At 46.8% G+C, this 13,324-nt stretch carries 13 protein-coding genes; 4 read left to right on the top strand and 9 right to left on the bottom strand.

The window, feature by feature from the left end:
• Positions 1 to 7 precede the first annotated feature (7 nt).
• The 4 genes from PAHA3_RS21110 to PAHA3_RS21095 all read right to left on the bottom strand — a co-directional run bounded on the left by PAHA3_RS21110 (position 8) and on the right by PAHA3_RS21095 (position 3,979).
• Positions 8 to 1,057, bottom strand: coding sequence for an ABC transporter substrate-binding protein (locus PAHA3_RS21110; protein WP_153028270.1), 1,050 nt, complete (start codon positions 1,055 to 1,057; stop codon positions 8 to 10).
• 51 nt (positions 1,058 to 1,108) lie between these two features.
• Positions 1,109 to 2,323: an AraC family transcriptional regulator gene (locus PAHA3_RS21105; RefSeq protein ID WP_062836664.1), complete on the bottom strand. Its 1,215-nt coding sequence runs from the start codon at positions 2,321 to 2,323 to the stop codon at positions 1,109 to 1,111.
• A 312-nt stretch (positions 2,324 to 2,635) separates the two neighbouring features.
• Positions 2,636 to 3,382, bottom strand: a complete 747-nt coding sequence (locus tag PAHA3_RS21100; protein WP_062836663.1) for a Bax inhibitor-1/YccA family protein — start codon at positions 3,380 to 3,382, stop codon at positions 2,636 to 2,638.
• Between the two features lie 240 nt (positions 3,383 to 3,622).
• Positions 3,623 to 3,979: a nucleotide excision repair endonuclease gene (locus PAHA3_RS21095; protein ID WP_062836662.1), complete on the bottom strand. Its 357-nt coding sequence runs from the start codon at positions 3,977 to 3,979 to the stop codon at positions 3,623 to 3,625.
• 673 nt (positions 3,980 to 4,652) lie between these two features.
• On the opposite strand from PAHA3_RS21095, the gene pdxR reads away from it, so the two are divergent.
• Genes pdxR through PAHA3_RS21080 form a run of 3 tightly spaced genes read left to right on the top strand, consistent with a single transcriptional unit; the run spans position 4,653 to position 7,492 of the window.
• A complete protein-coding gene (pdxR, locus tag PAHA3_RS21090; protein ID WP_062836661.1) occupies positions 4,653 to 6,104 on the top strand; it encodes a MocR-like pyridoxine biosynthesis transcription factor PdxR in 1,452 nt (483 codons plus the stop codon).
• Positions 6,105 to 6,116: 12 nt separating this feature from the next.
• The gene (locus PAHA3_RS21085; protein ID WP_062836660.1) at positions 6,117 to 7,037 is read left to right on the top strand and encodes a D-alanine--D-alanine ligase; all 921 of its coding nucleotides are present in this window, start codon (positions 6,117 to 6,119) and stop codon (positions 7,035 to 7,037) included.
• Positions 7,034 to 7,492, top strand: coding sequence for a GNAT family N-acetyltransferase (locus tag PAHA3_RS21080; protein WP_235599522.1), 459 nt, complete (start codon positions 7,034 to 7,036; stop codon positions 7,490 to 7,492). Before PAHA3_RS21085 ends, PAHA3_RS21080 begins: the two co-directional genes overlap by 4 nt.
• A gap of 130 nt (positions 7,493 to 7,622) precedes the next feature.
• Here the strand turns inward: PAHA3_RS21080 and PAHA3_RS21075 are convergent, their stop codons facing one another.
• From PAHA3_RS21075 to PAHA3_RS21060, 5 genes are all read right to left on the bottom strand, one after another.
• Positions 7,623 to 8,408 carry a glucose 1-dehydrogenase gene (locus PAHA3_RS21075; protein WP_062836659.1) on the bottom strand — a complete coding sequence of 262 codons (786 nt, stop codon included), beginning with the start codon at positions 8,406 to 8,408 and terminating at the stop codon, positions 7,623 to 7,625.
• Positions 8,409 to 8,552: 144 nt separating this feature from the next.
• A complete protein-coding gene (locus tag PAHA3_RS21070) occupies positions 8,553 to 10,016 on the bottom strand; it encodes a GNAT family N-acetyltransferase (protein ID WP_062836658.1) in 1,464 nt (487 codons plus the stop codon).
• 244 nt (positions 10,017 to 10,260) lie between these two features.
• Entirely contained in the window at positions 10,261 to 11,769 is a 1,509-nt protein-coding gene (locus PAHA3_RS21065; protein WP_062836657.1) for a copper amine oxidase N-terminal domain-containing protein, read from the bottom strand.
• A 207-nt stretch (positions 11,770 to 11,976) separates the two neighbouring features.
• Complete coding sequence (locus PAHA3_RS31110) at positions 11,977 to 12,105, bottom strand: hypothetical protein (RefSeq protein ID WP_260986639.1); 129 nt, start codon at positions 12,103 to 12,105, stop codon at positions 11,977 to 11,979.
• A gap of 136 nt (positions 12,106 to 12,241) precedes the next feature.
• Positions 12,242 to 12,709: a DUF1877 family protein gene (locus tag PAHA3_RS21060; protein WP_062836656.1), complete on the bottom strand. Its 468-nt coding sequence runs from the start codon at positions 12,707 to 12,709 to the stop codon at positions 12,242 to 12,244.
• Positions 12,710 to 12,805: 96 nt separating this feature from the next.
• Between PAHA3_RS21060 and PAHA3_RS21055 the strand changes: the two genes are divergently transcribed.
• Complete coding sequence (locus PAHA3_RS21055; RefSeq protein WP_062836655.1) at positions 12,806 to 13,270, top strand: DUF4385 domain-containing protein; 465 nt, start codon at positions 12,806 to 12,808, stop codon at positions 13,268 to 13,270.
• The last annotated feature ends 54 nt before the right edge of the window (positions 13,271 to 13,324 follow it).

The following is a 13,324-nucleotide window of genomic DNA, read 5'->3' as shown; positions in this document are numbered from 1 at the left end:
ATTCGAATTATTGCGTTAACGCTTTGAGCGTATCATCGATGACATGACCGTATGCGATCAGTCCACCACCCAGCCACGGAGCTGGCTCGACAGCGTACACATGCCCTGCTTTTACCGCAGGCATACTGTTCCATACGTTGGTTTCGGTCATTTCTTTCATGCTGCCTGGACCTTGTTCCACGGTGAAAATAAAGTCGGCATCAATCTCAGGTAAAACCTCGGTGGATACAATGGCGCTGTTCTCCGACTCGACCAATTTAGGCTTACCTAGTCCCAGTTGTTCATATACGACATAACCGCTGAAATAGTTACCACCCATCATACTAATACCACGTGGGGCAAAACGGATAATGGCTGCTTTTTTGCCTTCGGCTACTTTCGCCAGTTCCGCTTTGGCTGACTCAACCTTGGCATGGTAGGTTTCAATGGCTTTTTCGGCTTCAGCCGTTTTGCCCAATAGATCACCAATAATCTGCAAAGACTTCTCTACATCACCCGAAGCGTTCGTAAATACGTAAGTCGGTGCGATTTTGGAATAACTCTCGTATACCCCGTTCTCGGCATATTGGGCCGTATGCAAGATAATAAAATCAGGATTATACGACATCAACGCTTCAGGGGAAGGCAACCCACTGGAGAAATCAAGGGTAGGCACATCACTGAGCTGATCCTGGAGATAGACATGCCCTTTCGTACCACTCGCCCATTGGGCTACGGGCTTCACACCAAGGGTTAACAGGGAATCTTCCAGATATGGCGCAAACACCCGCTCTGTCTTGGCTGGAACAATTACATCATGTCCCAAGTCATCTTTTACGGTGCGTTCACCCGTCGTCTCTTCTGTTTGCTCTTCCTGCACAACCGTCTCGGTTGAAGCCGGGGTTGAAGTCTCCGTTGCTGGCTGCTCCTCCTGGGCCGCTCCCGTATTCTCAGATGCTGCACCACAGGCAGACAACAGCCCTGTAATTAACATCAGCAGGATCAGGGCTGAGAGCCGGGCACTGCGGAATTTGCTACCAACGGAACGTTGTCCGATGTTTTTGATATAGTGAAACATGTGTGATATCCCCCTTGATAAACATTCTCATTTAGATACAAGGATTATATGTCACGTCGCCTGGGAATCACCATGGACGTTATCCAGATATATGTTTGGACAATATCCCGTGAAGATCAGTAGAGCTTCATCCAACATACGCATTACGCCTACAGCCGAATAATCAAACCAAGGATCACCTGTGATCAGATGGACCTGGTACTGACGAATGGCCTTGAGCTGCCGCCATGTAACTGAATGCTGCAAGCTGAGCCAATACGCGCGTGAAGCAGCTTCGGGACACACCATAACGAGAATGCGATCAGGGTTCATTGCAGCGAGCTGCTCCAGCGTTAACGGATTATTGGCACTAAGATCAGAAAATGTGTCCAGTTGCAGCGCTCCATACAGCACTTCTTCAATACCCGGATTGCTATAAAGGTAGAGATTCTGCCCATAGATCCGCACGACGATCACTTTCTCCCGGCCAACTTCCCGCTGTACCGATTCCCGCGCCTTCTCTGCTCGCTGGTTGTACATGTGTATCCATTGCTCCGCCTGTTCCTCCCGCTCCAGGAATGATCCAATCATGCGTAGCTGTGTTCGCCAATCCGAATGATGTTTGGGGACAAAACAACAAGGTGCAATCTCGGCCAACTGGGCCTGATCCTGTTCACTAATCTGATCTGTGCCCACGATGGCATCAGGGCGAATATGAACCAATCGTTCCACATTGGCCTCAAACCGCCAGCTCGTGTACGGGTCCGTCAATTTTAGGTGAGACTGAATCTCTGTACGATGTGCATTATAATAATACGCGGTCCATTTGGGATCGATAGGTGCAGCCACGGGGATGACATTAAGTGCCAGAAGCTGTCCAATCACACTGGAGGAGCAGGTGGCTATCCGTTTTCTGGCGTTTTTCGCATAATCCGAAGGAGATACGCCGACTTCCTTTTTAAATTTACGGCTAAAATAGTACTCGTCACTATATCCCACTCTCAGGGCAATATCGCGAAGCTTGTATGTGGATTCCTTCAGGTATCGCTTGGCGCGGTTAATACGCAGATCCGTCAGATAATCCATTGCGCTCTGTCCGTACGTTTTCTTGAACAGATCCACGAAATATTTCGGACTGATCCCCGCTTCCGAGGCGAGATCTGCAATCGATAGAGGTTGGTCGTAATGTTTGTCCATGTATGTTTTAACGTTGGCAAGATCCGTCTTGGGACTGCGGCCGGTAACGGGCTGGTGCGCAGCAATCTGCGAATCATTTTCCAGTAACATGAGGCCACTCCTTTCGATCTGCTTGATCGGCTTGATATGTAGCTAAAGGTAAAGAGAACTATCCGGCAGCTTATTCAATATTTAAACGAAAACGAAAATGATAATCATTATCAATAAAATACCATAACCATTTCCAGATCGTCAATCCAAATATGGTAAAATGTACACACCTCAAGCCTCACTATTCCCTCTACTACTGTTCACGAATTTGCTTATAAACTACCTCCATATATACCAAAAAAGCCAACGACGTGAGTATCACGCGTTAGCTTTAATGAAGTTCATACTCTGATGATGACGTTAAAAGCAGGACTAGTCCCGGCTCCGCAATTTGCCAAGCAGACGGATAATTTCAATATACAGCCATACCAGCGTCACCATCAATCCAAATGCACCGTACCACTCCATATACTTGGGTGCACCACGTTCAGCACCACCCTCGATGAAGTCGAAATCCAGGACCAGATTGAGCGCAGCAACAATGACGATAACGACCGAAATACCGATGCCAATCAAGCTATTATCATGCAGATAAGGAATCGAAATGCCGAAGAAACCCAGTACAAAGCTCAACAGATACATGATCATGATACCGCCAGTTGCAGCAACAACGCCCAACTTGAAGTTCTCCGTAGCTTTGATCAATCTGGTTTTGTATGCCATCAGCAGGGCGATGAATACAGCCATAGTCAACAGGGCCGCCTGCAAGGTTATTCCGTTATACAGTGACTCATAGGTTGCGGAAAGTGCCCCTAGGAACAAGCCTTCTGCAACGGCATAGACGGGTACCAAATAAGGTGCTGCTACAGGTTTGAACGAAATGACAAGTGCAAGAATGAAACCAACGATTAATCCGCCATAAGCGAGCGGCATCACTTGTTGTCCGTTAAAGAACATCATCCATGTTGCAAACGCACTGCCCAGCAGGATCACAAGCGTAATAAACGCTTTGTTCACCGTGCCATTGATCGTCATGTAATTCTGATACCGATCTTCTCCATATCCTCTGTCTTCAAACGTGCTGTCTTTAAGTGTAGGGTTACCGCTACGACCGATCAACACAATCACCTCTTCATATGTATTTGATATATCTGTAATGCTACGTTTGTGATACTTAGTTGAAGCTCTGGCATTTCTACATTTCCATTTCTACTGACTACTCTCTGGAGTTCATGCTCAAAAAAATCGGGTGGTGCCAGACGAAGTCGGATGCAATCCTGCGATCACATCCTTCTCTACCGGCAACACACTTAGGACATATGTCCCAAAAAATCATGTTCATTGTGTTTTATATGCAATTTATTTGTACAAGACTTTATCTACATTGTATTTCGCACGCATCGTGTTAATGATATAGGTCTCATAAATTTCACGATCTACCGGATCTTCAACCAGGCATACTTCAATCTTCGTTACTTCCTCGCGGTGATTCTTGATTGGTGATACAGTATCTTCAAAATGCTTTTTGATGCGGGGTCTTAATTTTCGTGCTTTCCCGACAAATAACAACTCTCCAGCGGCATTGTAAAACATGAAAATTCCGCCTAGTTCCCGGGTAATCAGGTGAAAATCAGTAAATCCATAAATGTGGCTAAGCTGTGGATCAGCCTGCTTCGTGATGGTTACATTGGGTGTTGGCACGGTAATATTAATCAATAGGCTCACTTCCTCATTATCTATAGGTCTACATCCTATCACATATTATAAACGGACACCATTTCATTCTATATGAAGTACAATTCACGCAATTTTCGCTATTACGACAAATATTTCAAAAAAAAGGTTAACTTCCCTGATTCAAAGTGGTACTATAGGGGTATGAGGAAGAAATTGGGCACTAAGACATATGTCTTTATATCTACCTTCGTCTATTGTACCCTATGATTGATCATCTTTTTCATACTGATTTTTGTTACGTGATCACGACAAGAGTACAGTTAGCAAGAACCTTAGCTTATAGATTGTAGATTCATCTTCTATTCGAACTTGCAGCAAGCAAACGTAGAAAGACCTAGATTCATGATTTCACTGTAGATTTTAAGTATCACCTAGAAAGCCTGCAATTATAGCCGTACAGAAGTTAAATAGACACATGTAGAAGGTCAGATAGCTATCGATCCTAGAGAGATAAGTCATGCAATGCAACTGTAGAAAGTCATAGCAGCAGAACTATAGAAATGGATCAAGTTTTACCACGGGTCCTGGCATATTGCCAGGGCTTTTTTGCGTTTACGCGAACCACCAACCACTCCCGCAGGGAAACAGAGGTATCGTGGTTCTTTCTGCTGGGTTTATAATATGGCAAGATACCAGTAGAGGGAGTGATGGGATGTATTCCGATCTGCAACTGACGGAGGACCGCCCTGTATATATACAAGTCAAAGATTATATGAAGCGATTGATGCTCAAAGGCGGTCTGCAAGCCAAACAAAAGCTGCCCTCGACCCGTGAACTCAGCACACTTATGAAAGTTAGTCGAAGTACGGTCCTGCTCGCTTATGCCGAGCTTGAAGATGAAGGCCTGATCTATGCAGTCAAAGGAAAGGGCAATTACGTCAGTGCCTCCATCGAACCCCCTGAGGCAACAGCAAGCTGGGAACTGGACTGGACAACGGAGGTAAGCGAGTATGCGATTCAGGCAGAGCAGTACGATCTGATGAAGCATGGCTCCGGAGCAGAGCGTGGCGAGATATCTTTTACCAGCATAGCACCTGATGAGAAGTTGTTCGATCTGCACAACGTGAAACGGGCTTTTCTGGATCGCATGTCACTTGAAGGCGAAGTACTGCTGAATTACGGATATGCGCAAGGATACAGACCGCTGATGAAGTATTTACTACGATATATGGAGAACAAAGGCGTCGATCTCCGTGGCAAGGATATTCTAATCACCAACGGATTCACGGAAGGTTTCGATCTGGTGCTTGGGGCTTTACGCAAAGAAAGCGGCAAAGCGCTCTGTGAGAATCCAACGCACCACACGGCGATTAAGAATCTAAAATTGCACCAGTTTCACCTGACCGGTGTAAATATGGAGCCGGATGGCCTGGACTTGAAGCAACTGGAACATGAACTTGAGTCAAGTCCATATGATCTGGCATATCTCGTGCCCTCCTATCACAACCCAACCGGGATTGTGACGTCCCCTGCGAAACGGGCGGAGATTATCCGGTTGATGAACCAGTACCAGGTACCGATCATTGAGGACGGGTTCAACGAAGAATTGCGCTATTCCGGTTCGCATGTCTCTCCCCTGATCGCCAGCATGGGCAAAGGGAACGGACTGGTGTATCTGGGCAGCTTCTCCAAAGTGCTATTTCCAGGCCTGCGCGTTGGTTGGGTTATTGCGGATGCGGCCCTGATTGATTATCTGGAGAGTATGAAACGGGCGCGCAGCATTCATACCTCCACGCTGGACCAATCCTTATTGTATCAATATCTGAGCAACGGTAATTTCGAGAAATACTTGAAGCGAGCTCGTACGGAGTATAAGCGAAAATACGAGTTGGTTGTGCGTTGCCTGAAGCAGCATCTGCCAATGTGCCGGATTTCCGGTGCGGGTGGTCTGCATCTGTTCGTGCAGTTCCCGTCCGAATACAGAACCCGTGAACTGCTGGCGGCCTGTAAGGTCAAAGGTGTGACGTTCACACCTGGGGATACCTTTTATCTGGAACCCGGTCAGGGCGTAAACACGATGCGTCTCGGTTTCTCCAGAGTCAGCGATGAGCAAATACGCAAAGGCATTCGGATCATTGGCGAGACAGCAGCTCAAATGAGATAAGGAGGATTTTACATGAAGGTTGGCGTGATTATGGGTGGTACATCTTCAGAGCGGGATATTTCCCTGCTCACCGGACAGGAGATGATTGCGAATCTGAATAGAGACAAATACGAGGTTGTGCCCATTGAGCTGAATACCAAGCGGGATCTGATCGACAAATCGGCCGGGATCGATGTGGCACTGCTTGCCTTGCATGGCAAATACGGCGAAGACGGTACCGTTCAGGGCACACTGGAATCCCTGGGCATTCCCTATACAGGCTGTGGCGTGCTTGCAAGCAGTGTATGCATGGATAAAGACATGTCCAAACAGCTCATGCAACATGCGGGTGTGCTTACCGGAGAATGGCTGTGGGTGAACCATATGGAGGAACTGTCCTCTATTGCTGTTCAACAATTAACGTACCCCGTGGTGGTCAAACCCAATTCAGGCGGTTCCAGCATCGGTACCCAAGTGGTGAAGGAAGCTTCCGCCCTTCCCGCCGCTGTAGAGGCTGCCCTCGCCTGGGATGACACGGTCATGATTGAACAGTATATCGAAGGTGAGGAGATCACCTGTGCCATTCTGGACGGTAAGATGCTGCCGGTGATCTCCATTCATTCTAACGCTACGTTTTTCGACTATGCTTCCAAATATGATGACAACGGAGCCGATGAGCAGGTTGTGCAATTGCCTACGGACCTTCACCAACGCGTCGAAGCAGCCGCATTGGCCTGCTATCAGGTACTCAAATGCAGCGTCTATGCGCGCGTTGATATGATGATTCGGGAAGGCATGCCTTATGTGCTTGAGGTGAACACACTGCCAGGACTTACCCGTAACAGTCTGCTGCCCAAAAGTGCAGCTGCTGCAGGTATTTCTTTTGCAGAGCTACTGGACACCATTATTGAACTTTCGTTGAAGGAAAGACCCAAGGAGGATACAACATTATGAGCCTGGATGTGACGATTCGACATAGCTCCACTACCGATCTGCAAGATATGGTCATTCTGATGGACCAACTCGGTTACCCAACCACATTCGCGGAGATGGAGGAGCGCTATGCCCATATCTCTGCGGACCCAAACTTCACTACACTGGTGGCTGAAGCACGCGGACGCGTCGTTGGACTGATTGGATTACAGACGTCTTATCTGTATGAAAAGAACGGAAGACACTGCCGTATCATGGCATTGGTTGTGCATGACCAGTTCAGGGGCTCAGGCATCGGCCGTCAGCTCATTCTGGAAGCCGAGCAATGGGCCGCCACGCATAACGTGGATTCTCTGTCTCTGAACAGTGGCAATCGCCCGGAACGTGAAGCCGCACATGAATTCTATCGCCAGATGGGCTTTACGGCCGGGAGTACCGGGTTTAGCAAAAAGCCGCAGATTCTACAGCACAGTTAACCTGCGGATAAGTTACACTGAAGCCTGAATATCACACAAAAAGAACGCCCCACTCCGCACATTGGCCAGAACAGGGCGTTCTTTAGTATATAGCTATGCCGCATCGATATGCTGTTTGATGATTATGGGATCAATATTTAGCTGACTGCGCACCATCAATCGGAATAATGGCTCCATTGATAAACGGTGCTTCGCCAGACAGCAAGAAGGCAACGAGGCGACCTACTTCCTTCGGTTCACCCAAGCGCTTCGCCGGGTTGTCCTTCACGAACTCTTTGGATGCTGACTCCCAATCATTCGGATTGATCTGTTTGAATGAACCGATAACCATATCTGTCAGAATGGCTCCGGGTGCAATTGCATTAACACTGATCCCGTGCTCGGCGTATTCAATCGCTGCATCTTTGGTCATGCCGGCTACGGCATGTTTGCTCGCTCCGTAGGCAACCAGGTTCGGCACGGCGCGAATCCCACCAACAGAGGACGCATTCACGATGTAGCCTTCGCCCTGTTTCTTCATCACAGGCAGAACGTGCTTCAACCCGAAAAATACCCCCTTCAGATTGATGTCGATGACTTTATTAAACATCTCCGTCTTGTAGTTCTCGATCAGGTCTTGCTTGCCTTCAATGCCTGCATTGTTGAAAAATGCATCGATACGCCCAAATTCATTGACCGTATCACTAACATACTTCTTCACAGCTTCTTCATCTGATACGTCACCTTCGATTAACAGAAACTCGGCATGCTGTACCTCTTCCGAGATCACACGCTTGGTCTCTTCCAACGCCTTCATGTTCACATCCACCAGGGCAAGCTTAGCCCCTTCACGTGCAACTTCCACAGCAGCTGATCGTCCAAGACCGGAGCCACCGCCTGTAATCAGGACCACTTTACTTGCAAATCGTTCAGTCATCTTTCATAGACCTCCCTATGCTTGTTTTTGATATCCTCATACATAAGTACCCGTTTCTTTATTTGCTCTAATCAAAAGTGGATCTGTTACAACCAGCGTCTCAACCAGATTAGTATGCTTCCGTATTGGCCCTGCCATTCGTCCTCAGGACTTCATAGCCTTATAGGCTGCAAGTAATTCCCTTACTTCTACTCCGTTGATCTTCATCCCGTTCACTTGACACTGTTCCAACTGTACTCCAGATAGATCGCAATCGATAAAACGACTTCCCCCAAGATCACAATGCGTCCACTGCATGGGTACACGGTCAGATCCAAGATGTGTGTCCTGGAATTGAACGCCATCCAAAGCACAAAATTCAATCTTGCTATCAGTTAGGCGTAAATCAGCTAGCAATATATTGGTCATATTTAGATTGGTAAATTTGCTCCCACTCAGGTTGCAGTCGGTAATCCGACTATTGGTCAGGTTACTGGTACTGTAACGAACCGAGTTCAGATTAGCTTGAACATATTCAACCACCGACTCACCCAAGTCCTTGGCTAATGTCTCATCACATGTTGGATCAAAAGAATCAACGGACATGTTCTTCTCATATCCAAACTCATCCTCAGATGCATAGATACGAACATATCCCATTTTTTCGTAAAAATGATGATTATCCAGCTGCCGACCTGAGGTCTCCAGCTTCCAGGTTTCAATCCGCGGAAATTCAGCCTCAATAAGCCTCATGACTTGAGTTCCCACGCCACGCCCCTGGCATACGGGGTCAATATAGATCTTATCGATCCTGGCATGTTTTCGTCCAAGCACGTTAACACTCACTCCGCCAATAGCGCATCCATCTGATTCTACAACATAATAATCCCATTCACGGATCACGTAACGATGCAATCGAATTGATGAATAATTAGGTGGACATAGATTGCTATCGATAGCCTCCTTACCATCTGACCAGACCTTTATAGCGTGATCAAACGCACGACTGCAAATCTCTGTAAGTACAACAGCATCTTCCTGCTGTGCTCGTCGTAAACGAATTTCAGAATGTACCTGCTTCGCTTGCACTGGTTCGTACTTTATTTTGAACAGTTCATAATAATCGTAGTTCTCCTGATCTACAAGCTTTCTGCGAGAGACATAACGAAAACCCGCATGCTCCAGAACCTTGCGTGACGGCTGGTTGAACGGCTTCACAATGCCCACAATTCGATTCAGCAAGGTATGCTCAAATATATATGCTGTTAGGGCTTGAACCGCCTCTGTGATGTATCCTTTATTCCGGTAATCCCTGGAAATGGCGTAGGCCACTTCACGGTCAGTACGATCCAGCATGTCATTTGGAAATACACCGCACCAACCAATGATACGCTGATCTTCATTGTGTACAACGGCAAGCAGGATGCGTACATCTTCCGGGTTGAACTGTTCGTAACTGCCAACGACAAATTGTAAGAATTCGCCCAACTGATCCTCGGTCATCTTCCAATCCGGGAGAATATCCGTGATTTCGGGATGTTGGGTTAATGCATACACGGCCGCCTGATCTTCAAGCGTAAATGGACGCAACGTTACGGAGTTTGAATGGATGAATAATTGACTTTTCATATACAACACCTCTGGGGATTTATTTAGGATGAAACGACAAAGAGGAGCACCTCCAATAGAGGCACTCCCCGATCCGTTTCATCATTTCAGAAACGCCGAAGCTCCTCGTAATGGGTCAAAAGGACACACGTATCCCGTTCATGGTCTAACGGAATTTTTGCGGTGTTCTTTTCACGATCATTACGAGAAATCTGGCATACTCTGAAATCCCCTCTCTTACTAAGGCTTACTTACAACGTCTCACTTAAGGACGGTCAATGTATATCCAGCCTGTTTCTTGTTCTTTATCTACAGTAGCTCCAAGGGATTCAGCCACAAAGCGCAGCGGCACATACGTCTTGCCGTCCTTGCCTACATAAGCGGATTCCACCATGGTTACTTCTTTACCAGCAACCGTTGCTTTCTTGGATCCTACAGTCAAGACAATCTCATCACCAGTAATGTCATCAATAACAACGATCTGGTTCGAGCCTTTGGTCCATTTCACTTCAGCATCCAATTCTTCAGACACGTAGCGAAGCGGAACAAATGTTGTATTCTTAACAGTGATCGCCCCAGCGTATTCATCATCCGGGAAGAGCACTACACTTTTACTCGTGATCCCAGCTTCATCTTTGAGCAATTGATATGCAAGTGAGTTGGAATCAAAATTGCGCAGCATCTGACCAGGCGTAATATCATCCTTCATCAGATCCATGACGCCACCGGATACATCCACTTCATCGACTGCAACCGTCCCACCAATATTCCACTGTTCACTGTCTCCGCTTACGGTTACGGATTTCAACGGTAGTTCGTCGGAAGCAGGTATTGCCACTTTAAGCTCAAAGTTCTGTTTGCGGATATCCAGCTTGCTGTCGAGATAGAAGTCCAGTTTCAGTTTGGTTTCTGTGCCAAACAGCGTTTTCAAATCAGGGTCCTCATTCAACAGGTTGTTCAGCTCCTGATCATAATTGACCAGCATACTGTCCAGTCCCACTTTGATCATGGCATACAGTGAAGCCACAGCCTCATCCTTCGATTCAGGAACGATGGAATTCAGCGTTTCGTCTCCCCCGCCTTCAACCTCATTCACGGCTTCAAGTACAGGGTAGAACACATCATACAGATCGCCAATCAGCTCTTTCAGTCCTTGCTCATCCTTCGAAATACTCGTCAGGAACGGTTTAACCATGGCAAGCATCTCTTCACCACTAACTTCCAAATGCAGCTTGGAGAGACTAAGTGCTTCGCCATTCACGGATTCCTGTACCGGTGTTACAGAAATGTTCTTCGGATTGGACAGATGCTTCAGGACAAAAGAGAACAGTTTTGGGGATATTTCCTCAAGTTGCTTCTCCAGAGCCTTCATATCTACCATCGGAAGCGCTTGTGCATCTTGGAACGTATCCAGAGATATGTACAGCGGTTTCTGGGCTCCGTCCAGATCAATGACCAATTGGGACTCATTCATGGACAGGTGGAAAGGTAGCTTCGTTCCCTCCATGCTGAATGTGCCTTTGATTGATGCTGTCTTCGCATCTTTCATTTTGGCTTGATCAATATCCAAGGATATGGAGTTAATAAGTTCAATCATTTCAAGGTCTTTCTCTGTCGCAAGTTCCGTAGCCGGTTCTATCTTTATATTCATGGATTGTCTGGATTCACCGGACTTGATACTCGCGCCATTAGCCATGGCTTTGCCAACATCTACTCCACCCACAGCCTGACATCCTGTAAGAACAACCATTAATAGTACTAGTGGCACTGCCATCCATTGGACTAACTTTCGATTCGTAATATGATCTCCTCCTTAGAAAAATATGGTTCATTCCCATTATGAAGGTACAGGTAATTCTTGTAAACGGATACGCAAAAAATAAACCAAAAGGCCGGAACATGTCCGACCTCTGGTCTATCTATATTTCAGCATATTGTAAGTTTCGATAAAACATCCTGCTTCATTATGCAACGCTGGAAGTTATTCTTGCTCCTTACCTTCTGCCTGATCTTCATCAATTTCTTCATCTTCCGCAGTTACGGGAGTCTCGAATTGATCCGGCTCGTCCTCTTGAATCGCTTTGTTCTCTTCGTTCTGATCCTGTGTCATATCGCATTCCCTCTCTTCTACCGGATTTTCATGTCATCAAGGCCTGAGCCTTGTGTCTATCAATAACCCGAATAGGCGAAGTTCAAACCTGTCTCAGCGATGGCCAACCATTTTCCATCATTATTTCAGTGCTCATTTAGAAAACATAAAAGACGATTCCGTTTCCACTTTCAGCCGTTGCCTGAAACAAGGCCTGGATATGATCCACGGTCTGAACGATCTCCTGAAATGTCTCTTCTGCATCCCAATCTTCCATGACTGGATAGACACCCTCAGCGATCATCTGGTCCAGACTATACCTTTGCTTTAACTGTTCCGGCGTGATCTGCTCTAATGCCATGTAGGCCTCCAGCACTTGCTCATTACTAAGCATGAACAGATCCATGTCCGAATAGTTCCCCACGTACTGCTCACCTGCGAGCGGCACCACATAACCGAGGGGAGGCTCCCCGTCTAACAAGTTACCGTTCAGCGTGAACTGTAACATCTGCCACGTTTTATCAATATCCAGATCCACTGCACAATTATGCACACTAACCTCGCCTGACTTGATAGATTCAATGAGCTCCTTCGTAACCACAAGATATCTGCCGGACATTCCCATACCGTTATCCCTCCTGTGTAATTCCTTCTATTGTTCCCCATTAACCGTGCTTGATGTAAAAGAATCGGGGTAATCCCTATCAAGGAGGGCGTATACATGAAAAAATTTGATTACAGTCTCAATTATGATGAGTTGGATCTGCGCAAACATCCTGAGCTGTACACCGTAGGCCGGGGCGAGCAGGGTGTGCTGATGGTAGAGCCGTACAAGGGCGAGATTCTACCACACTGGCGGTTCAAAACACCCGAGATTGCGACAGAGTCATCGGAGAAGATCTATGAGCTATTTTTGGAGTATAAGAAAAAGGGAGATTTCGTTGGTATGGATATGGCTCGTAAATTTCTCCAGATGGGTTATACACGGGCCAGACGGTATACGAATCACAAAGGAGGACGCAAATATTCGAAGGAGGATGGCTCGATCTTGCCCTACCAGAATGACAAGGTGAAGGCAGAAGCCGCGGCCATATTCAAAGCGCAATGGGAGATCGCCAAGACCGATCCGGACTATGTAAGGATGAAGAAGGAACATCGGGAAAAGTACGAGTCTGATGAGGCGTAGGAATACCGGATATATGATTGACTTATGGAAACATTTGTCTCAGAATCGATCTTG

It is taken from the genome of Paenibacillus amylolyticus (assembly GCF_001570725.1).
GTDB lineage: Bacteria > Bacillota > Bacilli > Paenibacillales > Paenibacillaceae > Paenibacillus > Paenibacillus amylolyticus_A.
The sequence above is the reverse complement of the archived record's forward strand: the minus strand, read 5'-3'. Positions and strand labels throughout refer to the sequence as shown.

Coding starts and splice junctions, on each gene's coding strand:
- PAHA3_RS21110 (WP_153028270.1), bottom strand. CDS start 1,057: ATGTTTCACTATATCAAAAACATCGGACAACGTTCCGTTGGTAGCAAA.
- PAHA3_RS21105 (WP_062836664.1), bottom strand. CDS start 2,323: ATGTTACTGGAAAATGATTCGCAGATTGCTGCGCACCAGCCCGTTACC.
- pdxR (WP_062836661.1), top strand. CDS start 4,653: ATGTATTCCGATCTGCAACTGACGGAGGACCGCCCTGTATATATACAA.
- PAHA3_RS21085 (WP_062836660.1), top strand. CDS start 6,117: ATGAAGGTTGGCGTGATTATGGGTGGTACATCTTCAGAGCGGGATATT.
- PAHA3_RS21080 (WP_235599522.1), top strand. CDS start 7,034: ATGAGCCTGGATGTGACGATTCGACATAGCTCCACTACCGATCTGCAA.
- PAHA3_RS21075 (WP_062836659.1), bottom strand. CDS start 8,408: ATGACTGAACGATTTGCAAGTAAAGTGGTCCTGATTACAGGCGGTGGC.
- PAHA3_RS21070 (WP_062836658.1), bottom strand. CDS start 10,016: ATGAAAAGTCAATTATTCATCCATTCAAACTCCGTAACGTTGCGTCCA.
- PAHA3_RS21065 (WP_062836657.1), bottom strand. CDS start 11,769: ATGGCAGTGCCACTAGTACTATTAATGGTTGTTCTTACAGGATGTCAG.
- PAHA3_RS31110 (WP_260986639.1), bottom strand. CDS start 12,105: ATGACACAGGATCAGAACGAAGAGAACAAAGCGATTCAAGAGGACGAG.
- PAHA3_RS21060 (WP_062836656.1), bottom strand. CDS start 12,709: ATGGGAATGTCCGGCAGATATCTTGTGGTTACGAAGGAGCTCATTGAA.
- PAHA3_RS21055 (WP_062836655.1), top strand. CDS start 12,806: ATGAAAAAATTTGATTACAGTCTCAATTATGATGAGTTGGATCTGCGC.